Here is a 25,972-nt window from a genome sequence, read left to right on the forward strand (position 1 = left end):
GTTTTAAAACGCAATATTTTAAGATATTATAAAAATCAAAGAGTATTAAATATAATTATTTTAAGCGAAATCTAAGAAGTACTAAAGCTTCATGGATTTAGCTTTTTTTATGACATCTTTTAAATTTTGATAAAAGAATAATTGTCAGAAATTAATCTATCAATCTCGCAGATAAATAAAAACCGCAAAACATAAATATATAGTTCTACATAATATTATTGCTTAATTTCGTAGCCAAAATACACAACTACAAAAATGGAGTTACATAACCTTCTCATCAATGATAAAGAAATTGTTTCATTGGACGATGTTTTTCTAAATCAGTACAACCAAAAAAGTATTCATCAACTGATCAAGGAACACAAATATGTTGACGAACTGACTAAATTTGGCTTGCCAGTCAACAATAAAATTTTGCTTCAAGGAAATTCGGGTTGCGGTAAAACTACAACTGCAAAAGCGATTGCTAATGCAATAGGAAAACCTATTTTGACATTAAACTTAAGTAATGTAGTTTGTTCCAGAATTGGTGAGACTTCACAAAATATCAAACAAGTTTTTGACAAAGCCGGAAGAGATAATGCAGTTTTGTTCTTAGACGAGTTTGACCAGATAGGAAAAGCTAGAGGAAATGACGATAAGGACGTTGGCGAAATGAGACGTTTAGTGAATACTATTATCCAACTAATTGATTATTTTCCAAAAAATGCACTACTAATCTGTGCTACTAATCATCCCGAAATTATTGATATTGCTTTAATGCGAAGATTTCAATTGCGAATCAATTTTGAAATGCCTTCAAAAGAAATTTTAGACGATTATTACAACAAGATACTTACCTCCTTTCCTGCTGAATTACAAAATATTGAGCGCAAGTATGATGTTTCATTCGCTGAGGCAAAAGATTATGCGTTCACAATAATTAAATCTGCGCTGATTGAGAAATTAGAAAATGCAGAGAAAATAGCATTATAAATCTCGAAGTATTTATCTGAGATTATAATTCAGTATTAACACCATAAATTATGTCAAAACAAAAACTTTTACTGATATCTGATTTATGGGGTAGAGAAAAATCAGAATGGATCATTCATTACACCTCCATTTTGGAGCATCATTTTGAATTAAAGTATTATGACAGTTGTGAGTTGGGGGCTGTTAATAATATTAGTTATACTTCAGAAAGTTTACATAATCAGTTTATCAATGGCGGAATTGAAAAAGCAGTTGCAAATTTAATTCTAAAAGAGAAAGAAAACGTCTCCGTTTTAGGATTTAGTATTGGCGGAACTATTGCATGGAAAGCAGGATTATCTGGTCTTAAAATTGACAACTTAATTGCGGTATCGTCTACAAGGTTGCGCTACGAAACAGAAAAGCCGTTAACAAAAGTAAAATTATTTTATGGCGAGAAAGATAGTTATAGACCAGATAATATGTGGGTTCAAAAAATGAATCAAGACGTGAAATTATTTCTCAATGAAGATCATGAATGTTACACGAGTAAAGAAATTGCCGAAAGAATTTGCAAGAAAATTTTAGTTATTATGATCTAAATAGCATTTTTTTTACCATGTAAGGCATATAAGTTTAAAAGTCAATTTTATGAAAAGATTGGTCAGTTAATGTGAATTTATTAAAATTTAAGAACATTTAAGAGGAGTAGAAATTGAGTATTGATGTACTAATTGACAAGTGTTAATTCAAAAACTATAAACTAGCAGAATGTAAACTTTTGATTTCTTGAAATAAATATAGAAGTAAGAACAAATACTTCAATTGGTAATGAATTCTTAAAATTTGATTACTTCCTTGCGATCCATTGTCCTATTTGATACTTTTGAAAATTCACGAATCAAACCAAGAAAGTCCACAATTATATTTTTGAAAAAAGTTAAAATGAATAGAGAAGTTGTTAATCCAATAAAATCATTTGTCATTCTTGTAATGGCATTTTTGTTGTTAATAGCACCTTGTTCAATGCGAAACAATGTAGAATCTTCTTTAGAAATCGCTACAACTAAACCGCTAAATCCTATAAAGACTGCAAATAACTTTTCTAACTATTGTTCTATAATAGAGAATACTTCCGAAAAAAGGGAAACTCAAGAAGTCAAGAATAATATCCTTAAAAAAATCCCGTCAGTTGCATCTATTTCTGTAGCTCTCTTTTACGATTCAGAAATTAAGGAATACATTCCTTCAAGCAAAGAATCTAGCTGGATTCCTCCCTACTATATTTTATATAAAAGATTAAAAATCTTTAATTTAAGCAAAATAAACTTCGCTTAAATCAAATTATCTATTATTATAAAATATTTAAAAAATGCAAAATAAAGAATTATTGCAGTCCTATCATATGGCTGGACTTTTCACTTTGACTATACGTCTTGTTGTAGGATGGACTTACTTTTCCGCATTCTGGCGCCGCTTAATTTTAGAAAACAAATTAGATCCAGAAACTGCAGGTTACATTGGAGAAAAATTTAATCACTTTTTACCGAATGCTTTAGGTATAAAACCAATGATCGAATATCTCGTTAGCAATCCTGATGCATTATGGTGGGCAATGGCTGCTTTCACTATAATTGAAGGAATTGTAGGTCTACTTTTGATGTTAGGACTGTTCACTCGCCTTATGAGTATTGGCGTTTTTAGTTTAGCAATGGGAATCTTACTAGGCTCCGGATGGCTTGGAACTACATGCTTAGATGAATGGCAAATTGGAGTTTTAGGTGTTGCTTCTGGCTTTACACTATTCTTATCTGGTAGTGGAAAATATTCATTAGATTATTTCCTGCAAACAAGAAATTACAAAATCACGCAGTATAAAATATACAATTGGTTAGGTTCCGGAATTTTACCTATTCAATTGAATTCATTGCATAAAATAGTGTTTGGTGGTGCACTAGCAATTTTGGCCTTGACCTTAATTACAAACCAATATTTTCATGGTGGAGTTTATGGAACATTACATAATATGTCTGTCAAACCTAAAGTCGAAGTTACTAATTCAACAATCAAACAAGATATTCTTTCTTTTCAATTATTTAGAGTCGAAGGTGCCGATGTTTATGGTTCATTTTTAATTGGCATCACACTTATCGATGCTAATGAAAATGCAGTTCTAGAACTAAACCAAAATGCACTAGCAAACTTCCCTAAAGAAAATATTAAAAATAATTACGTCGCTAAGATTAAAAGTGGCGTTCATAGTATGATAATTCCTTTAGGTGCTAAAGCTACATTGCAAATCAAGGATCAAAAGCTAGCAAATTTATCAAGTGGAATTTATAAAATTATATTAACAGATATCAGTGGAGCCACTTGGAATGATACTTTAGAAATAAAGAATTAAAAAACAACAGATCTTTAGTGCTTCATTAAACCCACAGAAGGTTTAGTGAAGCATTATTTCTTTAATTTAAAAAAAGCAACTAATTGAAAATAAAGCTGTAATAAAGCAGAAATTCCCTAGCCCAGATAGAAATGAAAAGCCCACAGTTGAGCCATTTTTTGGCGAAACGAGGACTTGCAATGGATAGCTGGAAATAGCTCCAAAAAACAATATAATTAATTGGAAATAGTAGTTTTAAGAAATCGATTGAAACTTTCAATTTCAGTCTCAAACTCCTTTGCTACTCCATAAAAAAGCAATAAATTAGCGACTTAAAAATTTATACAAGTACACAATGAAAAATACTGCGCTTACCCATATACACGAAGGTTTAGGAGCGAAAATGCTTCCATTTGCGGGATATAATATGCCTATAACATACGAAGGAATCAACGCTGAACACGAGACAGTACGCAACGCAGTTGGTGTTTTTGACGTTTCTCACATGGGTGAATTCCTAATCTCAGGACCAAATGCGTTAACATTAATCCAAAAAGTTTGTTCCAATGATGCCTCAACTTTAACAATAGGAAAAGCGCAATATTCTTGTTTGCCAAACCACGATGGCGGAATTGTAGATGATTTAATTATCTATAAAATGAAGGAAGAAGAATATTTATTAGTTGTAAATGCTTCTAATATTGAGAAAGACTGGGAATGGATTTCGGCTCTTAATGATTTAGGTGCTGAAATGAAAAATCTTTCTGCAGAATATTCTTTGCTGGCAATACAAGGACCAAAAGCTGTTGAAGCTATGCAATCATTGACTTCAATAGATTTAGCTACAATTCCTAACTATCATTTTGAAGTAGCTGATTTTGCGGGAGTTGATAATGTAATCATATCTGCAACGGGTTATACCGGTTCAGGTGGATTTGAGATATATTGTAAAAATAATGAAGTAGAGCAAATATGGAATAAGGTTTTTGAGGCTGGTGCTGCTTTTGGTATTAAACCAATTGGACTTGCTGCTCGTGATACTTTACGTCTTGAAATGGGTTTTTGCTTATATGGTAATGATATTAGCGACACTACTTCTCCATTAGAATCAGGTTTAGGTTGGATTACTAAATTCAATAAAGAATTTACGAATTCTGAGAACTTGAAAAAACAAAAAGAAGCTGGAGTTACTAGAAAAATTGTTGCTTTTGAAATGCAAGAACGTGCAGTGCCAAGACATGACTACGAGATCGTTGATGGAACTGGAGCTGTAATAGGAATTGTGACTTCCGGAACCATGTCACCATCTATGAACAAAGGGATTGGTTTAGGTTATGTAACTGTTGCAAATAGCGCTGTTGATAGCGATATATTTATCAGAATCCGTAAAAATGATGTTCCTGCTAAAGTAGTAAAATTACCTTTTTACAAGAAATAATCTAGACTAGCTTGCGAAAGATATTGCAGAAAAAAGGTGTAGATAATATTAAAATTCAGCCACAAATTAAGTGTTATATTTGTGGTTGAATTTTTATAAATAAAATCTTGAATTTTCAAGTGCTGATATTCAATCCCTTTTGTAGCTAATGACGAAAACTTTACTCGCGCTTTTATTGACTTCTTTTTCATTATTTGGCCAAAGTGATGAAAATACTTGCGAAATAGCTTCAAAAATAAATGTGATGCTGCAACAAGAACATTTCCAACCCAAAGTTGTTAATGATAGCTTGTCGGTTTATGTTTTTGATAATTTTATGGATGCGCTTGACTTTAATCGAAACATCTTTACTAAAAAAGAATATTTAAGGCTTAGAAAGCACCGACTTAAATTAGACGATTATATTTTAAAAAATAATTGTTCGTTTATGAATGAGTTTTTCTCCATTTATAAAACTGCGCTCATAAGAAAAAAGAAGGTTTTAGAGAAGATTCAAAACGATACTTTTAATTATACCACAAACGATTCTATTCGGTTTTCAAAGAAAAATTTTCCATTTGATTTAGTCAAAAATGACTTAGAGCGCGTATGGAAAAAAAGATTAAAGTATAATATTCTTGAAGACATTTCTAAAGTAAGCAGCAATTTAGATTCATTGACTCAAAATTTTAATGCACTAGAAAAAACTATTAAAGCTAAAATTTTTGATTCCACTTTATGCCAAGTCAACAGTGTATTAGAATCTGACAATCAAATCGAAAAAGATCTTAAAAATACCTTTCTAAATCTTTTTTGTACTTATTTTGATCCACACACAAATTACTTCTCATTAGAAGCTAAATCAAGCTTCATGTCCGGCTTATCAACTAGCACATTATCATTAGGTCTCATTTTTAGGCTTAATGAAAGTGAAGAAATAAGTATCGTCGAAATTGAACCTGGCGGACCAGCAGAAAAAACAAATAAATTTGACAAAGACGATGTAGTTCTGAAAGTTTCTAATAAAAATGGAACAGAATACGCAGTTTCTTGTTCGACAATTGACAAAATAGGAGAAATGTTGTTTTCAGACTCGAATGCTGTCATAGAATTGACCATTCAGAAAAAAAGCGGATCTATTATAAACGTTGCTGTCCAAAAACAACTAATGAAAGCAACGAGTAACGCAGTGTATAGTTTTATTGCGGAGAACGAAACAAAAGTGGGCTATATTAATATCCCTAGTTTTTATTCTAATTTTGACCAAGATGCTATTCAAGGTTGTGCCAATGATGTGGCTAAAGAAATCATAAAACTTCAAAAAGAGAATGTAAAAGGACTAGTGCTAGACCTTCAAAATAATGGAGGTGGTTCTATTGAAGAAGCCATTAAATTAGCTGGAATTTTTATAGAAAATGGACCCTTGTCTATTTTAGTTAACAACCAAAATGATCATATTATATTAGAAGTTTGTAGTGAGGAAAAGACATACAAAGGTCCTATTGTCTTATTGCTAAATGGCAACTCTGCTTCTGCTAGCGAACTATTTGCATTTGCGATTCAAGATTATAATAGAGGAATATTAATTGGAAGTACGTCACTTGGAAAAGCAACGATGCAGTCTATAATAGCTTTAGATGAAAAAAATCAAAAAGATTACGTGAAAGTTACTGTTGAGAAATTCTACAAAAGCAACGGAGAAAGTCATCAAGCTAAAGGGATAATTCCAGATGTTATTCTTCCTGTTTTATTTGACAGCATAACAGCCAGAGAATCTAGCTTTAAAACGGCGTTTAAAAATGAAAGAATTGCTGCAAAAATTGCTATTAATCCCTTTCCTCGTACTAATTTTCAAGAAGTAATTAAAAGAAGCAATTTGCGAGTGAATTTAAACCCTATTCTTAACGAAATTATTCTAGCGAACGAAAATATAAACGAAATTTACAACACATCAAAAAAACCTACCCGACTAATTTTTGAGGATGTTTTTGAAGATGTCCATGAAATAGATGCTTTATGGGGAACGGTAAAGAAAATAGTAGAAACTAGAAGCGATTTTAAAATTTCTAACACAGTAGAAGATACAGAGCGATTAAAAAATGATACCTATCTTCAAGATATTAACGCTTATAAAATCAAAAATATCCAAACTAGTCCCTATTTGAAGGAAGCTATAGCAATCATAAATGACTATAATAACTTGAATAAATAATGTTTTATCAAGATTACAAATATCTTTATTTAGTAGGTCTAAAGTTCTAAATCAGGTAAATTTAAAATACAGCATCTAAAATCCATTACACAAGCCAATTTAATTACAGATTAAAAAAATTCTACCTTAAAAATAATTGAAAAAATAACTAATAAATGTATTTTTGCACTACAAAATAATAAACAGCAATGGGAAGAGCTTTTGAATTTAGAAAAGGTAGAAAAATGAAACGTTGGTCAGCAATGGCTAAAGCATTCACCAGAATTGGTAAAGATATTGTGATGGCTGTTAAGGAAGGTGGACCAAATCCTGAAGCAAATTCACGTTTAAGAGCAGTAATACAAAACTCGAAGGCTGCAAACATGCCAAAAGAGAATGTAGAGCGTGCCATCAAAAAAGCAACTGATAAAGATACAGCAAATTATAAAGAGGTTTTATTTGAAGGTTATGCACCTTATGGAATTGCACTTCTAGTTGAAACAGCTACTGATAATAATAACCGTACTGTTGCTAACGTTAGAAGTTATTTTAACAAATGTAACGGAACTATGGGAACTCAAGGTTCAGTTGAATTTATGTTTGACCACACTTGTAACTTTAGAATTCCTGCAAACGGCATGGATCCTGAAGAGCTTGAATTAGAATTAATTGATTTTGGTGCTGAAGAAGTTTTTGAAGACGAGGATGGAATTTTAATTTATGCTCCCTTTAATAGTTTTGGAACAATACAAAAAGAATTAGAACATAGAGGACTTGAAATTCTTTCATCTGGATTTGAAAGAATTCCTCAAATCACTAAAAAACTGACAGAAGCCGAAGTTGCTGACGTAGAAAAACTAATTGAAAAATTAGAGGAAGATGATGACGTAATGAACGTCTATCATACTATGGAAGAGAATTAATTTACTTTTCGAAATAGCGATAGAAAATCAATAATTATCATTTTTAAACGGAACAAAAAAGTCCTTTTTGCTTATGTAAAAGGGACTTTTTAATTATCAATTTTGAGCCTGTTTTGTAACTTCAACTAAAGTAAAAATAGATAATCAATAAAATATTGTTTTATATTGCAAAACAAAACAGCTACTATTTAGCAATAAGACGCATTTAAAAAAATTTACTTTAAATTTGATAATTACCTTATAAAAAGAATAGTCCTTTATAAAGCAAAGCGTTTTAATTGATTTATAATTGAATAGTTCTAACGATAACTAAAAAGAATTTAAGCGTAAAATGAAGAAACTATTTATTTGATACGTATTAATTACTAATTAAAAAACTTCGTTCTGAAGAACGTTTTAAAATATACCACCTATGACAAACAACATTCTTATTGAAAATCAATACAATAGAAGTAGTTTATTTGAAAAGGAAAATGTCAACTATTTAGTTCGCGTTTTAAAAAGATTTAATACTGTACCGAAAATAAATAACATAAATATAATTGCCTCAACCACTGAGCCCAATGTCTTTAAAATCATACCTAACAAAGCGATTATAATCGGTTCGGCATTTTTAAGCCAGCCCGTTTTAGCTTTGGTTTACTTAAGATACGGTATCGAATGGCAGTTGTGGTATAAGGCTTTGCCTAGCGATAAAAAAGATACTGTTTTGTGTGATATCGCAGCACTTGAAGTAACTCGGATATTTTATAAATTATTACCTAAAGATGATAAGGAAAAATTAAAAAATCTTGATTATCTATTAATTAATTTAATTAAAAATGAAGCCGACATACCTGAAGAATGCGGCTTGCAACACGAAGGATTACAAGTTTTTCATGGATTAAAAACTTCAGATAATGAATGTAAAGATTCTTGGAAACCCATAATCGAAAATCTTGCAAAACCAACAGAATATTTATTAATGGCTGGTGGTGATCTTAGATTGAATATTGACGAAATTGAACTGTTAAACAAATACGGTTGCCGTCCTTTTCCTAGACCAGATGCTTTTACTTTCGCTTCATCGACTGCATCAAGTGTCTCTAATTTTGCTTTCGATAAAACAGATAAAGTTAGAAGTATTTTAATAAATAACAGTTTAAAGAACGGTTTCAAAAAAACAACCACAGAATTTGCTGAATTACTAAAAAATAATCTTCGAAAAATATTTAAATTAAGTGATGATTGCGAAATAATCTTTTCACCATCAGGCACAGACTCTTCGCTTCAAATTGCAGCACTAACTCAAATTATTTCTGAAAAAAAGATCACACATATTCTAGTAGCTTCAGACGAAACTGGAAGTGGCGTAGCTTCGGCATTGAAAGGATGTCATTTTGAGAATACTACGGCATTAAATTTCCCAATTAAAAATGGTGATAGAATCGAGGGTTTTAGAGATGTTGACCTTATTAAAGTTCCTTTTAGAGATGAAAATGGTGCATTAAAATCTCCCGCCCAATTAGATGAAGAAGTTTTTAATGCTATTTCTAAAACTAATGAATTAGGCAGACATGTAGTGTTGCATACAATGGATCAATCAAAACTGGGCTATCAATCACCGAGCGATGGGTTTGTTCAAAAACTTAAAACTCTTAAAAAATTATCACTGCAAGTTATTGTTGACGGCTCCCAACTTAGATTAGATCCAAAAGACATACAAAATTATCTCAGTAAAGGATATATTGTTACGATTACAGGAAGTAAATACTTTACTGGCCCACCGTATTCTGGCGCTTTAATTTTACCTAAAAATGTAAATAAATTAATTCGCTCCGCAAAATCTAAGTTACCAAAAGGATTAACACAATACTTCAATCACTCTGATTGGCCTATTTCATGGTCGTGTTCGAATGAGTTATCGGATGGCTATAACTATGGTTCATACATGCGCTGGAATGCTGCCATCGTTGAAATGGATCGATATTACAAAACACCTATTTTATATCGAAATATGGGTATTGAGATGTTCTGTAACTTTATTGAAGCTTCAGTAAAAGACGCTGGATTTTTAGAACCAATTTATAGCGACGAAACTAAATCTAAAACATACTCTAGTAAAGAATTTGGAATTAGAAACATCCGCACTATTTTTCCTTTCTTCATAGTAAAGGATAACAACGCCCTAACTGTTGATAAAGTAAAAAAATTGTACACTTTATTGAATTCTGATTTATCAGATCACTTTAAAGACTCATCTATAGAAATAATTCGTCTTGCTGCGCAAAAATGCCATATCGGACAGGCTGTTAATGTAAAATATAGCAACGATATAGAAAGCGCTGTTTTGAGAATTAGTTTGGGTGCTAGAGTTATTTCTGAAAGTTGGGTAAACAGAGATATCAGTCTGTTTTTCAGAAACATAGAATTACAAATGAATCAAATTACGATTATTATTAAAAAGATCGAATTAATAATTAATACTCCTGAATTACTAGATAAGTAAAAATTGTTACGCTTTTTAAAATTGCATTGTAATAAATAATTAAAAATGTCCCCAAAAAGTCAAACTATTTGGGGACATTCTTGATTAAAAACTATACTACTCTAACCTCAGTTATTTTATAAATTCTATTTTTTGAACTTCCTCTTGATTAATGCTATCAAAGAAACCTTGCTCATTCATCCAATCGTCGCTAAATACTTTACTCATGTATCTCGAACCGTGATCTGGAAAAATCGCAATTACATTACTGTCTTCATCAAATTCGCCTTGCTCGGCATATTGTTTTATTGCTTGTAATACAGCTCCAGAAGTGTAACCCACAAATAATCCTTCTTTTTTCGTTATTTCTCTTGCCGCGTGCGCACTTTCTTCATCAGTGACTTTCATGAAGATATCGATAACATCAAAATCTGTTGCATCCGGAATTAAATTTTTACCTAAACCTTCTATTCTATAGGGATAAATCTCATTGCTATCGAATTCTTTTGTTTCATGATATTTTTTTAACACTGAACCAAAAGCATCAACTCCAAGAACTCTAATATTTGGATTTTGTTGTTTTAAGTATTTTGCTGTTCCTGAAATAGTTCCACCAGTACCGCTACAAGCTACAAGATGTGTTATTTGTCCGTTCGTTTGCTTCCAAATTTCTGGGCCTGTAGATTTGTAATGCGCATCAATATTTAACTGATTGAAATATTGATTAATATATACTGAACCTTTTGTTTCTTCGTGTAAACGTTTTGCAACATTGTAATAGGAACGTTCATCATCAGCCGATACGTGCGCTGGACAAACATACACTTTGGCCCCTAAGCTACGAAGCATATCTATTTTATCCTTTGATGATTTAGAACTAACAGCAAGAATACAATTGTATCCTTTTATAATACTAACCATCGCTAAGCTAAAACCAGTATTTCCAGATGTTGTTTCAATTATCGTATCGCCGGGAGATAAAATTCCTCTTTTTTCAGCTTCTTCAATTATGTACAATGCAATTCTATCTTTGGACGAATGTCCAGGATTGAAAGCTTCCACCTTTGCATAGAAATTACCCTTCAACTCTTCAGTAACTTTATTTAGCTTAATAAGGGGAGTATTCCCTATTAACTCTAACACATTGTTGTAAGCGTTTATCTCTTTTTTCATAAAAAATAGTTAGTCGTAGACAATATAATTGCAAACACGAATGTTACAAATTTAACAAAAAAAAAACTAATTACTTTTTAATTCCTTCTAAATCTAATAAAAAGGCAAACTCTTTCGCTAATTCTTTTAATGCTTCAAAACGTCCTGAAGCTCCACCATGACCCGCATCCATATTTGTATTTAAATACAAAACAGTGTCGCTAGTTTTATATGTTCTCAACTTGGCAACCCATTTTGCGGGCTCCCAATATTGCACTTGTGAATCATGTAAACCAGTAGAAACATACATATTAGGATAACTTTGCGCTTTTATGTTGTCATAAGGTGAATACGACATCATGTAATCATAATATTTTTTGACATTAGGATTTCCCCATTCATCATATTCTCCTGTTGTAAGCGGAATAGTGTCATCTAACATCGTGCTCATTACATCAACAAAAGGAACTTGGGCAATCACGCCTTTGTACAATTCAGGTGCCATATTTATTACCGCTCCCATTAAAAGTCCACCTGCTGAACCACCTTCTGCGTATAAATGTTTTGGTGAGGTATACTTTTGTTCAATTAGAAATTTAGAACAATCAATATAATCTGTAAATGTATTTTTCTTTTTAAGTAATTTACCATCTTCATACCATTGTCTACCTAAATCTTCTCCACCTCTAATGTGCGCAATCGCAAACACAAATCCTCTATCTAGAATTGACAATCGAGTTGATGAAAAATAAGGATCCATTGTAACTCCATAAGAACCGTAAGAATAGAGAAGTAAAGGATTTTTCCCATCTTTCTTCAATCCTTTCTTGTACACCATTGAAATTGGAACTTTAGTGCCATCCGTTGCGGTAGCCCAAACACGCTCTTCAACATAATTATTTTTATCAAATTTTTCGCCCAGAACTTGTTGTTCTTTCTTGATTTCCTTCTCCTTAGTCTTCATATTAAAGTCAATAACTGAAGCAGGTGTAGCAAGAGATTGATAGCTATAACGTAATATGTCGGTGTCAAAATCAACATTTGTTGTCGTTCCCGCACTGTAAGTTTCACTACCAAAAGGCAAGTAATACTCTCCTTCTCCACTCCATGGCATAATGCGAATGTGATTCAATCCATTTGATCGTTCTTCTACTACAAGATAATTACTAAAAATCTCAATATCTTCAAGTAAAACATCTTCTCTGTGAGGAATGACTTCCGTCCAATTTTCTTTAGAAGTAGCACTTTCTGGTGTCTTCATCAATTTAAAGTTAGTTGCTTTATCTTTATTTGTCAAAATGTAAAACGAATCTCCAAAATGAGAAATACTATATTCTAATCCTCTAACTCTTTTTTGAAATATTGCAAATTTTCCATCTGGTGTATCTGAATTTAATATTCTATATTCAGTAGTTAAAGTACTTCCAGAGCCAATTACTATATATTTTCTCGATTTTTCTTTACCAACAGAAACGTCAAACGTATCATCTTTTTCATGAAAAACGAGTACATCAGCATTCGAGTCCGTATCTAACTTGTGTTTAAATACTTTGTCAGATCTTAATGTAATTTCGTCTTGCTTTGTGTAAAATAAAGTCTGATTATCGTTTGCCCAAACTGAACTTCCAGAAGCGTTCTCAATCTTATCAGCGAATAATTCTCCAGTTTCAAGATTTTTTATTTGGATGGTATAAATACGTCTTCCTACAGTATCTAAACCAAAACTAACTAATTTATTGTCAGCGCTAACGCTCAAACCTCCTAATTGAAAGTAAGAGTGTCCTTCAGCTAATTCATTACAGTTGAATAAAATTTCTTCAGTAGCAGTAAGACTTCCTTTTTTTCTTGAATAAATAGGATAGCCTTTTCCAGTTTCAAAACGAGTGATATAATAATATCCATTATATAAATAAGGAACCGATTGATCATCTTCCTTAATACGAGCTTTCATTTCTTCGTACAATTCTTTTTGAAAATTATTAGTATTAGCAGTCATAGACTCATAATAAACATTCTCCTGATTCAAATAATCTATAACTTCGGGATTCTCTCTATCATTTAACCAGAAATAATTATCTAACCTTTTTTTATTATGTTTTTCTAATGTTTTTGGAATAATTTTAGCGACCGGAGTTGGAATATTTTTTGACATTTGCTGTGCTTTAATTTTTGTAATTGAACCTGCAAAAATAATACAAACGCAACTTAGGAAGAGCTTATTTTTCATGAATTATTATTGATTATGTTTATGCAATTTAGTAATTTTGATTTTTAGCTATAATTATAAAAAATATAAAGATGGATTTAATGGGAATGATGGGTAAACTTAAGGAAACCCAACAAAAGATAGAGGACACAAAAAATCGTTTAGATACGGTAATGATTGATGAGCAAAGTAATGACGCTTTATTAAAAGTGACATTGACAGCAAACCGAACTATAAAATCTATAACAATTGACGATGCCCTGCTCGAAGACAAAGACCAATTAGAAGATTATCTAATTTTAGTTTTAAACAAAGCAATAGAGAAAGCTACAAATGTAAATGCAGCAGAAATTGACGCAGTTACTAAAATGGATATGCCAATGATTCCTGGAATGGAAGATCTATTTAAATAAAAGCAGAAAAGTTAAATGGAAATATAACTATTGACCATTACTGTAATTAATCAAAAACTTCAGAAGAGATAATTATTTCTTCTGAAGTTTTTTTTTGAATTAAATCCTTAATACGCAAATCAACGCAAATTTTGCTTTGCAAATTCAATAGTCTATAGTTTACAAGTACTGGTAATTCAATACAGATGACCTTGTAAATTAGCTATCCGTAAAGAATTTTTTTTTTTTATTTTTTTTTTCAAAACTAGGGGTAACAAAAATCGTGTTTGGTTTATATAGTTCTATAACCAACAAATTAATGTTAGAAACTAAAAATTAAAATTATGAAAAACAGGATACAAATTATTTTGACAATGCTTTTTCTAGGAATTATTTTCCAAAGCTCTAAAGCGCAAGTTACTCAAGCTGTAAATACTGCAACTAATAATAAAGAATGGCAATTTTCAGCTCGTGCAGGTTTTGATAAACCACTATTTGACGAAGATTTTAAATATATCGATTACAAAGGTGGATTTATGGGTGGAATTTCGATAAACCATTATTGGAATTGGTTTGGCCTCCAAGCTGATTTCGATTATATGAAAAATTCTCCTTCATCACTTGGTTTAGAGAACTTAGATTATGCTGAAAACAATGGTCCAGTTGGTCCGCCAATTATTCTTTCTTATTCTGATTTAGCTACGCAAAAGAAAGATATCACTCGAATGTTTGCTGGATTTGGTCCTGCTTTCAGGTACTTAAACCAAACTAGAAAATTTCAAGCAGAACTTTCATTACTTGGTGGAATCGGATTTATAGACGGTGGAGAAATTTTAGTAGATGCTAAGAGAGTAGATGGCACAAGAGACGTACTTTCTTATCACTCTGGATTTGACAAGTTGAAACTTGCAACCGGAAAAGCACAAGCACGTTTCACTTATTTTTTTAGCGATAATTGGGGTGTTCATGCTGGAGCGTATTATATGAAGCATTTTGGCGGAGCAGAAGAATCTTCAAAAAACTCAATATTGAAAGCATCTGCCTATAGTAGTGGTGTTTCAAGTGCTATATATTTTGCAGAACCTATTATTCGAAATGTAAAAGGAGACAAAGCTGGTGTTTCTGGTGGATATGACGTTGTTGCAGGCCAACTGAATATTAGAGATTATGTTCAAAATGAGCCAGATATGAAAAGAAAAATTGATTTAGCCTCCGCTGGCATATTTGCAGGAATAACCTATAGATTTGCTCCAAAGATGGTTCAACCAGTTGTAGAAAAAACAATAATTAAAGCTGAAAAGTATTGCATCCAAATCACAGCTAAAGATAAATATACAAATGAAATCATTCCTAACACAGATGTCGCACTTAAAGATAATGCAGGTACAATAATTAAAACTGCAAAAACAGATGCATTTGGAATTGTGAAATTTTGCGATATTTTACCATCAGATTACAAAGTAGACGGTATATTTAATGAAGTAGCTTTTCAAGGAAATTCAACAGCAAAAACTGAATTTGTAAATGGTCAAACTGTGATGAAAGAGATTTTATATACTGACAGAAATTTTATTGTAAAAGGAAAAGCTGTGGAATGTAACACTACAACTTTAATATCAGGTATTACAGTAGTACTGGAAAATAATGAGAAAGCATTTAAAAAATCTACAGTAACGGATGAAAAAGGAGTTTTTCTACTTCAAATTCCAGAAGCAGGAATCTATACTTTATATGGAAAAAAAGACAACTATTTTTCTCAAACCGAAGAAATCAATGCTTCAAACTACAGCAGAGACAAAACACTATTCGTAAAATTAGAAATGTGTGCTGAAAAAGCGGATTGTGGAAAAGGAATTGGATTAAAAAACATCTTGTTCGACTTAGCAAAATATAATATTAATGACGCTGCCAAAGTAGAACTTAATCGTCTTGTTCGCTTCATGAAAGATAATCCAGAGGTAAAAGTAGAATTGGGTTCTCATACTGATTCAAGAGCTAGTGCTTCTTACAATCAGGTTCTTTCGCAAAACAGAGCAAACTCGTCAGTAAACTATATTGTTTCGCAAGGAATTGAACGTTCTAGAATCACTGGAAAAGGTTATGGTGAAACAAAACTTTTAAATGAATGTGCTGATGGAGTAACATGTGGTGAAGACCAACACGCTATTAATAGAAGAACTGAAATGAAAGTTATTTGTCCACAATAAAAATAAATCAGTAATGAAAAGCCCCAATACTTATTTAAGTGTTGGGGTTTTTCTATGTATTAACTTAGCAATTTATTTTGAAGAAATTGATGGAGATATTTATATCAAAAAAATAAAATTTGCTTTTATTAAACTGCATAACTGAAAAGGTTTTAAAACTTTTTTACAACTTAGAAAGCGTTTCTAAAACATAAGTATGCATCACTTCTCTATAATCAAGATGTGTTACAATTCTAAGTTTTCCTTGTCCCATAGAGCTTATTGAAATGTTCTTTTGTTTTAACAATTCGATTAGATTTTTTTCAATACAATTAGGAACCAATTTAAATATTAAAATATTTGTTTCCACCGGCTCTACTGATTCTACCCAACTTACCCTCTTTAAAACTTCAGCAATTTCCTTTGCTCTACGATGATCTTCTGCTAGACGTTCAATGTTGTTGTCCAATGCGTAAATTCCGGCTGCAGCCAAATAACCAACTTGTCTCATTCCACCACCCAATATTTTTCTAATGCGAAGCGCTCTGTGAATAGTTGACTTATCTCCTAATAGCACAGATCCAATGGGAGCTCCTAAACCTTTCGATAAACAAACAGAAATGGTATCAAATAATTTCCCAAAAGCTTTTGGATCTTGTCTTTTAGCTATTAAAGCATTCCAAATACGTGCGCCATCCATGTGAAATTTTAAATTATTGGTATCGCAAACTTGCTTTATTCTCTGTAAATCTTCTATTTCGTAACAAGCTCCTCCACCTTTATTAGTTGTGTTTTCAACACAAACTAAACTCGTCATTGGACTGTGATAAAATTCTGGGTCATTGATTGCACTTGCTACTTGCTCAGCAGTTATCATTCCGCGATTTCCATCTAGTAAACAGCAAGAAACTCCACTATTAAAGGATACACCGCCACCTTCATAATGATAAACATGAGCATATTTGTCAGCGATTAATTGTTCACCTGGCTGAGTATGTAACTTAATTGCAGTTTGATTTGCCATTGTTCCAGATGGAAAGAAAAGTCCCGCTTCCATTCCAAACATTGCGGCAACTTTTGCCTCAAGCTCTATAACGGTTGGGTCTTGTTTATACACATCATCACCTACCACAGCATTTAACATGTGTACTAACATTTCTCGTGACGGTTTTGTGATGGTATCGCTAACTAAATTTATTTCCATATTTCTATTGTTATTTTTGAGGAGAACAAGTATCGACTTGCCCCTACGTAAAAAATTATCTATTTTTGCCCCACAAAATTACATAATTTATGACAACTACCGAACAAATTAAAGGTATTGTAGAGCGCCTTGGTGCGTTGAGGAGGTATCTTTGACGTTGATGCCAAATTAATTGAGATTTCAAACGAAGAAGAGAAAACTTTTGCTCCAGACTTTTGGAATAACGCAAAAGATGCTGAAATAATTGTAAAGAATCTTCGAAATAAAAAAAAATGGATTGAAGATTATAATAAAGCCGTCGAAATGACTGATGAGCTTCAGCTTGCCTATGATTTTTATAGAGAAGGCGAACTTACTGTTGAAGAACTAGACGAGCAGTATAATTCGACACAAATACACATCGAGGCAATCGAATTCAAAAATATGCTTTCTGATGAAGGTGATACTTTGAGCGCTGTTGTTCAAATCACAGCCGGTGCTGGTGGAACGGAAAGTTGCGATTGGGCAGAAATGCTAATGCGTATGTATATGATGTGGGGTGAAAAATACGGTTACAAAATAAAAGAATTAAACTTTCAAAAAGGGGAAGCTGCTGGAATTAAAACGGTGACGCTCGAATTTGAAGGCGATTATTCTTTTGGATACTTAAAAGGGGAAAACGGCGTGCACCGCTTAGTTCGTATTTCTCCATTTGATAGTAATGCAAAACGCCATACTTCTTTCGTATCTGTTTATGTGTATCCTCTTGTCGATGACAGTATTGAAATTGATATTAATCCTGCAGATATTGAAATTACGACATCACGCTCTAGTGGAGCTGGAGGACAAAATGTGAACAAGGTTGAAACCAAAGTGCAATTGTTTCACAAACCAACAGGAATTCAAATTCAGTGTTCAGAAACTCGCTCGCAACAAGATAATAGACAACGTGCCATGCAAATGCTTCGTTCTCAATTGTACGAAATTGAGTTAAAGAAAAAACAAGCAAAGCGCGCCGATATTGAAGCCGGCAAAATGAAAATAGAATGGGGTTCCCAAATTAGGAATTACGTTATGCAACCTTACAAGTTAGTGAAAGACGTTCGTACAGGCTACGAAACTAGCAATGTAGACGGCGTAATGAATGGAGAGATTGATGGATTTCTTAAAGCTTATCTAATGATGATGGGACAAAAGGAAGAAGAATAACCACTTAATACATTTAAATCATCCTATGTAATTGTAATAATTATTTAGGATTTTTTTTTGATGCTTTAAATAATTTTCAAATAAACACATATGAAACAAATTGTTACCCTTTTAATTTTTTTATTTTCTATTCCCTTTTGTGCTCAGAATAAGGTTTATTTTGATGCTGATTTTAAGGAGTTGACTTCGATAGACGGAGCAACTTATTACAGCACATACGAAGAAGTTAAGGAAGGAACACAAAGGAAAACATACTTTTTAGACGGTACGGTTAGAAATAGTGATTTTTTCAGCAATTATAAAAAACGTATAAAGGAAGGCACTTCAATTACTTGGTATAAAAGTGGATCGATCGAAAAAGAAGAATTTTATTCGAAAGGTAAGCTAGAGGGTATTTCAAAAATGTTTTATGAAAACGGTGCAAATAAACGTACCGAAAATTATAAAAAAGGTGAATTCATTGATGGCAAATGTTTCGATGAGAACGGAATTGAAAAAGCTTTTTTTCCATACTATTTACATCCAGAATATCCCGGAGGTAAAAAAGAATTTTACAACTATCTAGCAGATACTTTTAAAGCTCCTAATAACATTAAGGGCCAAGTCATAATCAGTTTTTTTGTTGAAACAGATGGCACTTTAAACGATTTTAAAATCATAAAAAGCATAAATAAAGAAATTGACTTAGCGGTTATTAAAGTACTTGTTAATGCATTGCGATGGAAACCAGGTCAAATAGACGGGGTTGTAACACGCACTAAGTATACGCTTCCACTAACATTTCAATAATAACATGAATCTTTAATAAAAAAGTGTATTGTTAAATAAATTAAAACCACTCTATTAAGGATACTCCCACTCCAACACTAGTTTGTAAGTGATTATAATCAATCATCGACTCGCCATACCCGTGTGAAACTTGTAAAAATCCCTTTAAATTATTTTTAATTGGATACGACCAAGAGAATGCAGCACCACCGTTTGATTTGGAATTGAAGTTAAAATTATAACTTCCCGTAAGTGATAAAATATTTCCGTTTTTAGTGTAAATAACATTCATATCGCCTCTACCTATATAAGAGGAAATATCTGGATTATCGTCTTTTTTAGCTTTTAGAACCACCCACGGTCTGAGATAAACACTCCAATTATTTCTTTCGAAACCAGCGTGAAAAATAACTCTATTCCAACTTCGGGAATAAGGATTGCTTTTACCATTTGACTCGTGATTAAAGGCAACACCTACCATTCTAGTTTTAAAACCTAAAATATTAAATTTAACAGGAACATTTAAGATCACCTCTGGTTCATAATTGATTTCTCTAAAAGGTCTTGATAGCGCATTATTATAAATTTGCCAATGAGACACTTGTGTATATCCAACCCATAAATCACCACGACCCCAGAAGATACCTTGTAAAATTTTAGTTTTAAAGCTCAATTGAAACTTGGACTCAATATTATTGTAATCTACACCGTCAGGAGAAACATAATCAGGACCTTCATTCACTGAAATAGGCTGCTCGTTTGGAGCGCTTGACCACTTAACAGGAATTACATATACAGGTTTATAAGGCGTAAGTAAAAATGTTCCGCGTACTGAGGTAGTATCTAATTCCCAACGTTCAGTCATATTTCTTAGCTGCGTTTTATTATTAAATAAAGCTTGAAGCTGAGCATTTGCAGTAAAAAATGAACATAAAAATAGTAAAATGGAGATCAAAAACTTTGAGGATTTCATTGTAGATTTTTTAAATGGGGTGCAAAAATAACTAATTTTGACCTTTGAAAAGTTCTAAATTTTTTATTTACCATAATTTCAAAACCAGCATTATTGCTGTTAAAGAATCTTGAAATATTAGGAATTTTAATGCCAATTTGTTTTATTTGAGCAGTAAATTTTAACTAAATCCAAAATAGACTTAATGAAATCCTATTCCATCCACGAAATAAATGAAATTTTGAAAGGAGTTATTGTTGGAAATACTTTCCACAACATCACTGCACCTGAACAACTTGAAGTCGCAAATGAATCTGAAATTTCATTTATTGGAAATAAAAAATACGAGAAACTATGGGCTACTTCTGCTGCTTGTGTGGCAGTTGTTAACGAAGATATTTCGATCGAGCCAGGTGAAAACAGGGCTTTCATTAAAGTGAAAAATGCTGATTTAGCAATGTCTCAGGTTTTAGAAATGTTTGCTCCGCCTACTCCAATTTTTCGAACAGAAATCCATTCTACAGCAGTAATCGATGAATCTGCAACTATATGCAATGGTGTTCGCATTGGCGCAGGTTGTTATATAGGTCCAAAAGTAATCGTTGGAGATAATTCTACAATATATCCTAACGTAACAATTCTTGATGAATCCACTATTGGAAAAAACAGCGTTATTTGGTCTGGAACCGTTATTAGAGAGCGCTGCCAAATAGGTAATGACTGTATTATACATCCTAATGCTACCATCGGTGCTGATGGATTTGGTTTCCGTCCTGATCCACAAAGAGGATTAGTGAAAATTCCACAAATTGGAAATGTAATTATTGGTAATAATGTAGAAATTGGTGCTAACTCGTGTATTGATAGAGGAAAGTTTAGTTCTACTGTTTTAGGTGACGGATGTAAAATTGATAATTTAGTTCAAATAGGACATAATAGTAAGCTTGGAATGTTTTGTATAATGGCAGGAAATAGTGGTTTAGCTGGTTCTGTTACATTAGGGAACGGAGTAATAATTGGCGGAAGCGCATCTATAAAAGACCATACATCAATAGGTGATGGTGCGATTGTGGGAGCTGGATCTGGTGTGACAGGAGACATTGAAGCTGGAAAAACAATGCTAGGATATCCCGCGGTTGAAGCACGTGATGCACTAAAACAATGGGCAATACTTAAAAGATTAGTAAACGAATCAAAAAAGAAATAATACGATTATTGCCAAATTCATAAAATCACAAGAATTAAAATCACATTTTTTAATTTAAAAGCAATTTTCAATTCAATTTTCTAACAAAATACTAAAATTAATTTCGATTGATTTTGTATTTTAGCACAAATTTTTCTAATATTATTTCATTATGGATTTGAACTTCAACAAAAACGAAGACCACAATAAATTATTACTTTCTGCATTACGTCACAGACTTACTACCGTTAAATTAGGTGGTGGTGAGAAACGAATTCAAAAATTGCATAACGAAGGTAAAATGACAGCACGTGAACGCATCGACTACTTATTAGATCCTAAAGCTAAAAGTATAGAAATAGGTGCTTTTGTTGGTGAAGGAATGTACGCTGAACATGGTGGTTGTCCATCTGGCGGAGTTGTTGTTAAAGTTGGTTACATTAGAGGAAAACAATGTATTGTTGTTGCTAATGATGCTACTGTAAAAGCGGGTGCTTGGTTTCCAATAACTGCTAAGAAAAATTTAAGAGCGCAAGAAATAGCGATGGAAAACCGTTTGCCTATTATTTATTTAGTGGATAGCGCTGGTGTTTATCTTCCTTTACAAGATGAAATTTTCCCTGATAAAGAGCATTTTGGACGCATATTTAGAAATAATGCGCAAATGAGTAGTATGGGTATTACCCAAATTTCTGCTGTAATGGGAAGTTGCGTTGCAGGTGGAGCCTATTTACCTATTATGAGTGATGAAGCAATGATTGTGGATAAAACTGGAAGTATTTTCCTTGCAGGAAGTTATTTAGTTAAAGCTGCAATAGGCGAAAGTATCGACAACGAAACTCTCGGCGGAGCTACAACACATTGTGAAATTTCTGGAGTGACGGATTATAAAGCTAAGGATGATAAAGATGCGTTAGATAGAATAAAAAATATAGTTGACAAAATAGGTGATTTTGACAAAGCGGGCTTCAACCGAGTTAAATCAGAAAAACCAGCATTAGATGAAAAGGAAATTTACGGTATTTTACCTAAAGCGCGCAACGAGCAGTACGATATGATGGAAATCATCAATCGTTTAGTTGATAATTCTGAATTTGAAGCGTACAAAGATGGATACGGTCAAACTATTATTACTGGATATGCTAGAATTGATGGTTGGGCAGTAGGAATTGTTGCGAATCAAAGAAAAGTAGTTAAAACTAAAAATGGCGAAATGCAATTTGGAGGAGTTATATACTCTGACAGTGCTGACAAAGCGACTCGATTTATTGCAAATTGTAACCAAAAGAAGATTCCTTTAGTTTTTGTTCAAGATGTTACCGGATTTATGGTAGGATCAAAATCGGAACATGGCGGAATTATTAAAGATGGAGCAAAAATGGTAAATGCTGTTTCGAATTCAGTAGTTCCAAAATTTACTGTTATCGTAGGTAACTCTTACGGAGCTGGAAATTACGCGATGTGCGGAAAAGCATATGATCCAAGATTAATTTTTGCATGGCCAAGTGCTGAACTAGCGGTAATGGGTGGAACTCAAGCTGCAAAGGTATTGGCGCAGATTGAAGCTTCTTCGCTAAAAGCGAAAGGTGAAATAGTTGATGAGGTGAAAGAAAAAGAATTATTTGATAAAATTAAAGCGAGATACGACGAGCAAGTTTCTCCTTATTATGCAGCTTCGCGATTGTGGACAGATGCAATTATCGATCCTTTAGACACTAGAACATGGATTTCTATGGGAATTGAAGCGGCTAACCAATCTCCAATTGAGAAAAAATTTAATTTAGGAGTTATTCAAGTTTAAGTTCCTAAATAAGGAAGAGTAAGCATAAAAAAAGCATCTAGTGAATCACTAAATGCTTTTTTTATCTTGAATAAGGTCTATTAAATACTTTCTAAAATTTCTTTCCTTTTTACTTTTCCAGTCTCTGTTTCGAAAAATTTTTCGACAAAAAAGATTTCTTTTGGTTTTTCAAATTTATCTAATGAATCGAAAATGGAATCCTCTAAATTTTGCTTTTCACCTTCAACAATAAGAACTAGCTTTTCGCCAAGCGTATCGTCAGGCGAACCGATAACAAAGAATCTTGAGTGAATATGATCAGACAATTTATCTTCAATGTTTTCTGGAATTAATTTAACACCTCCGCTGTTAATTACATTATCGATACGACCCAAAAAAACAAATTGAGAATCGTTAATTAATGTTACTAAATCGTTAGTAATAACTACTTGACTTGACACATTTGGAGCTTGAATTACTAAGCAATTACGATCATCGAGTTCTATTGTTACATTTGGTAAAGCTGAAAAGGCTTCCTCCCGTACTAACTTTGCAGCAATATGGGTAACGGTTTCAGTCATTCCGTATGTTTCATACACTTCCGTTTTAAGTTTCAATATTTTTTTCCTCAGTACACTATTTATTTTAGCACCACCAATAATTAATTTCTTTACATTCTTTAATTCCGAAAGCGTATTTTGGACTTGCAGCGGAACCATAGCTACAAAATCATAGTTAATTTCTTTTCGAATTCTAGGATGCGAACTTGGTTCTACAAAATCGATATCAAGTCCGAGAATAAGCGCTCTTATTAACATCATCTTTCCCGCGATATATTTAATGGGCAAACAATGTAGTGCTTTATTTCCAGGTTTTAAATGGAAGAAGTCACCCGTAGCTATAGCAGAATTAATCATTGCGGTTTTCTCAATTCTAACGACTTTTGGAATTCCTGTTGTTCCCGATGTAGTTTGTTCGATATATGATTTATTATCAAACCAGTCTAATAGGAAATCTCCCATGTCTTTTTCGTAGGGATCACCTTCCTTTATAAAACTATACGCAATTCGGCATAAGTCATTTCGCTTCAGATGATAACCATTCAGTTTAAATAAATTATGGACATTGTTGTACGTTATTTGATTGGTCATGATTTGAATTATTTATTAATTATAGTTGGATTTAATTCGTCCACTTTTCCGGTTAGTTTCTCTTTCCAGTTGGTCCATTTGTATTTATTACTAAAGATAAATAAAAGAAATGGGTAAATTATAAGAACGGGAAGTATAATATCGAAACTAGCCGAAGGCTCTGAAATATCTTTAAATATAGAATGCGTCTGGAAAGCGGACCAATCTGACGTTAATAATAATGCACCAACCAAATTATTTGCAGCATGAAATCCTAGTGCTAATTCCATACCATCATCCATTAAAGTAATGATCCCAAGGAATAACCCAGTTCCAATATAATATACCATAATTAGTGGACCAATCTTAGCCACCTCAGGATTAAAGTAGTGCATACCACCAAAAATTAACGAAGTCATCAATAAAGGGAACCACTTATTTCTAGCCAAATTCGCGAATCCTTGCATCAAATAACCCCTGAAGATGTACTCTTCGCAACTGGTTTGTATTGGAATAAGTATAATTGCTATTGCTGCTAAAACCGCAAAAGGAATTGGTTTAAAATTCCAAATAAATTCGGTTGGATTGTAGTAATATGTTATCAGCGTAGTTGCAATTGTAAAAATTGTCCAAATAGAAAAAGAAAAAAAGATTCGATTCCAATCTACTTTCTTCCTTGCGGTAGTAACGGAGAGGATGGTTTGATTGTGCACAGATCGTACAACCAAGTAAACTCCAACCATTGTAATTACAAAAGAAAATAATATTAGAAACAAAGTCAAATTAGAATCAAAATAACGCATCAATGCATCATTAGTAGTTGGATAGTTTTTATCAGTCGTCGACGAATCGTACAGTAGAACTGCAACAAATAAAATTTGCCCCACAAATGAAGCAAAAATAATTAGTACTGATCCCCAAATATATTTGAAGAATTTATTTTCTGAATTAATACTTTGTTCTAAAAACATGAAATTTTGTTTAATTTAATATGTAATACGATAAACAAACCTTATTTTTGCAAACTCAAAACAAGATTTTTACTAATTACCGGTAATATATAAATTTTATGATACAAATATACCATAATGCACGATGTGGAAAATCTAGAAATTGTGTTGCGCTTATTGAAGAGTCGAATAAACAATATGAGATAGTAAATTATTTAGCTACACCACCCTCATTTGAAACGCTTACTGAAATTATTAAAAAACTAAATTTTAAACCTTTGCAATTAGTAAGACAAAAAGAGAAAATTTGGGTTGAGAACTTTAAAGATAAAGTGATGAATGATGATGAGATTATTCAAGCAATGATTGACAATCCAATTTTAATCGAAAGACCTATCGTTCTTTATAATGATAAAGCAATAATAGGCAGAGATTTAGAAATACTTTCTGCATTTATATCCTAAAAATTAATCGATTTAATTAACATTTAATTATGAATTTTGGTTTTAAACCATATCTAACTTTTACAATCTAACAATACAT

21 protein-coding genes are annotated in these 25,972 nt (G+C 32.4%); 15 read left to right on the forward strand and 6 right to left on the reverse strand.

The genetic code is table 11. The features are described 5' to 3' along the window. Positions 1–255 precede the first annotated feature (255 nt). The 8 genes from RCH19_RS05090 (at position 256) to RCH19_RS05125 (ending at position 10,356) form a co-directional block, all read left to right on the forward strand. The gene (locus tag RCH19_RS05090) at positions 256–975 is read left to right on the forward strand and encodes an ATP-binding protein (protein ID WP_343022312.1); all 720 of its coding nucleotides are present in this window, start codon (positions 256–258) and stop codon (positions 973–975) included. A gap of 50 nt (positions 976–1,025) precedes the next feature. Further along, positions 1,026–1,556 (forward strand): alpha/beta hydrolase, encoded by a 531-nt coding sequence (locus RCH19_RS05095; RefSeq protein ID WP_343022313.1) that lies wholly within the window; start codon positions 1,026–1,028, stop codon positions 1,554–1,556. Positions 1,557–1,899: 343 nt separating this feature from the next. Beyond that, a complete protein-coding gene (locus RCH19_RS05100; protein ID WP_343022314.1) occupies positions 1,900–2,292 on the forward strand; it encodes a hypothetical protein in 393 nt (130 codons plus the stop codon). A gap of 34 nt (positions 2,293–2,326) precedes the next feature. Next, positions 2,327–3,358, forward strand: coding sequence for a TQO small subunit DoxD (locus RCH19_RS05105; RefSeq protein WP_343022315.1), 1,032 nt, complete (start codon positions 2,327–2,329; stop codon positions 3,356–3,358). 334 nt (positions 3,359–3,692) lie between these two features. Beyond that, positions 3,693–4,775 (forward strand): glycine cleavage system aminomethyltransferase GcvT, encoded by a 1,083-nt coding sequence (gene gcvT / locus RCH19_RS05110; RefSeq protein ID WP_343022316.1) that lies wholly within the window; start codon positions 3,693–3,695, stop codon positions 4,773–4,775. A gap of 148 nt (positions 4,776–4,923) precedes the next feature. Next, positions 4,924–6,966, forward strand: coding sequence for a S41 family peptidase (locus RCH19_RS05115; RefSeq protein WP_343022317.1), 2,043 nt, complete (start codon positions 4,924–4,926; stop codon positions 6,964–6,966). A gap of 188 nt (positions 6,967–7,154) precedes the next feature. Further along, the gene (locus RCH19_RS05120; protein WP_343022318.1) at positions 7,155–7,868 is read left to right on the forward strand and encodes a YebC/PmpR family DNA-binding transcriptional regulator; all 714 of its coding nucleotides are present in this window, start codon (positions 7,155–7,157) and stop codon (positions 7,866–7,868) included. A 412-nt stretch (positions 7,869–8,280) separates the two neighbouring features. Continuing rightward, positions 8,281–10,356 carry a hypothetical protein gene (locus RCH19_RS05125; RefSeq protein WP_343022319.1) on the forward strand — a complete coding sequence of 692 codons (2,076 nt, stop codon included), beginning with the start codon at positions 8,281–8,283 and terminating at the stop codon, positions 10,354–10,356. 111 nt (positions 10,357–10,467) lie between these two features. On the opposite strand, the gene RCH19_RS05130 is transcribed toward RCH19_RS05125, so the two are convergent. Continuing rightward, positions 10,468–11,508 (reverse strand): cysteine synthase family protein, encoded by a 1,041-nt coding sequence (locus RCH19_RS05130; protein WP_343022320.1) that lies wholly within the window; start codon positions 11,506–11,508, stop codon positions 10,468–10,470. A 70-nt stretch (positions 11,509–11,578) separates the two neighbouring features. Next, positions 11,579–13,639 carry a S9 family peptidase gene (locus RCH19_RS05135; protein WP_343022321.1) on the reverse strand — a complete coding sequence of 687 codons (2,061 nt, stop codon included), beginning with the start codon at positions 13,637–13,639 and terminating at the stop codon, positions 11,579–11,581. A gap of 146 nt (positions 13,640–13,785) precedes the next feature. Here RCH19_RS05135 and RCH19_RS05140 point away from each other — a divergent pair, with 146 nt between their 5' ends. Together RCH19_RS05140 and RCH19_RS05145 are read left to right on the forward strand one after the other, a co-directional pair. Continuing rightward, entirely contained in the window at positions 13,786–14,106 is a 321-nt protein-coding gene (locus RCH19_RS05140) for a YbaB/EbfC family nucleoid-associated protein (RefSeq protein WP_121925494.1), read from the forward strand. Between the two features lie 323 nt (positions 14,107–14,429). Further along, positions 14,430–16,292 carry an OmpA family protein gene (locus RCH19_RS05145; RefSeq protein WP_343022322.1) on the forward strand — a complete coding sequence of 621 codons (1,863 nt, stop codon included), beginning with the start codon at positions 14,430–14,432 and terminating at the stop codon, positions 16,290–16,292. A 163-nt stretch (positions 16,293–16,455) separates the two neighbouring features. On the opposite strand, the gene RCH19_RS05150 is transcribed toward RCH19_RS05145, so the two are convergent. Beyond that, a complete protein-coding gene (locus RCH19_RS05150) occupies positions 16,456–17,475 on the reverse strand; it encodes a GntG family PLP-dependent aldolase (RefSeq protein WP_121925496.1) in 1,020 nt (339 codons plus the stop codon). Between the two features lie 89 nt (positions 17,476–17,564). On the opposite strand from RCH19_RS05150, the gene prfB reads away from it, so the two are divergent. After that, positions 17,565–18,663 (forward strand): peptide chain release factor 2 gene (prfB, locus tag RCH19_RS05155; protein ID WP_343022323.1). Its coding sequence is split into 2 segments (ribosomal slippage): positions 17,565–17,627 and positions 17,629–18,663, totalling 1,098 coding nucleotides; the frame shifts between segments, so codons are not numbered across the junction. Positions 18,664–18,753: 90 nt separating this feature from the next. Next, positions 18,754–19,452, forward strand: a complete 699-nt coding sequence (locus tag RCH19_RS05160) for an energy transducer TonB (RefSeq protein ID WP_343022324.1) — start codon at positions 18,754–18,756, stop codon at positions 19,450–19,452. A gap of 40 nt (positions 19,453–19,492) precedes the next feature. On the opposite strand, the gene RCH19_RS05165 is transcribed toward RCH19_RS05160, so the two are convergent. Then, a complete protein-coding gene (locus RCH19_RS05165) occupies positions 19,493–20,404 on the reverse strand; it encodes a phospholipase A (RefSeq protein ID WP_343022325.1) in 912 nt (303 codons plus the stop codon). A 184-nt stretch (positions 20,405–20,588) separates the two neighbouring features. On the opposite strand from RCH19_RS05165, the gene lpxD reads away from it, so the two are divergent. Further along, positions 20,589–21,590 (forward strand): UDP-3-O-(3-hydroxymyristoyl)glucosamine N-acyltransferase, encoded by a 1,002-nt coding sequence (gene lpxD / locus RCH19_RS05170; protein WP_343022326.1) that lies wholly within the window; start codon positions 20,589–20,591, stop codon positions 21,588–21,590. A gap of 151 nt (positions 21,591–21,741) precedes the next feature. After that, positions 21,742–23,370 carry a carboxyl transferase domain-containing protein gene (locus RCH19_RS05175; RefSeq protein ID WP_121925501.1) on the forward strand — a complete coding sequence of 543 codons (1,629 nt, stop codon included), beginning with the start codon at positions 21,742–21,744 and terminating at the stop codon, positions 23,368–23,370. Between the two features lie 80 nt (positions 23,371–23,450). On the opposite strand, the gene RCH19_RS05180 is transcribed toward RCH19_RS05175, so the two are convergent. Continuing rightward, positions 23,451–24,500 (reverse strand): AMP-binding protein, encoded by a 1,050-nt coding sequence (locus tag RCH19_RS05180; RefSeq protein ID WP_343022327.1) that lies wholly within the window; start codon positions 24,498–24,500, stop codon positions 23,451–23,453. 8 nt (positions 24,501–24,508) lie between these two features. Next, positions 24,509–25,450 carry a type II CAAX endopeptidase family protein gene (locus tag RCH19_RS05185; RefSeq protein ID WP_343022328.1) on the reverse strand — a complete coding sequence of 314 codons (942 nt, stop codon included), beginning with the start codon at positions 25,448–25,450 and terminating at the stop codon, positions 24,509–24,511. Between the two features lie 98 nt (positions 25,451–25,548). Here RCH19_RS05185 and RCH19_RS05190 point away from each other — a divergent pair, with 98 nt between their 5' ends. Beyond that, complete coding sequence (locus tag RCH19_RS05190) at positions 25,549–25,893, forward strand: arsenate reductase family protein (protein ID WP_343022329.1); 345 nt, start codon at positions 25,549–25,551, stop codon at positions 25,891–25,893. Positions 25,894–25,972: the final 79 nt, after the last annotated feature.

Origin of the sequence: Flavobacterium sp. PL12 (genome assembly GCF_039123485.1) — a bacterium.
GTDB classification, from domain to species: Bacteria; Bacteroidota; Bacteroidia; order Flavobacteriales; family Flavobacteriaceae; genus Flavobacterium; species Flavobacterium weaverense.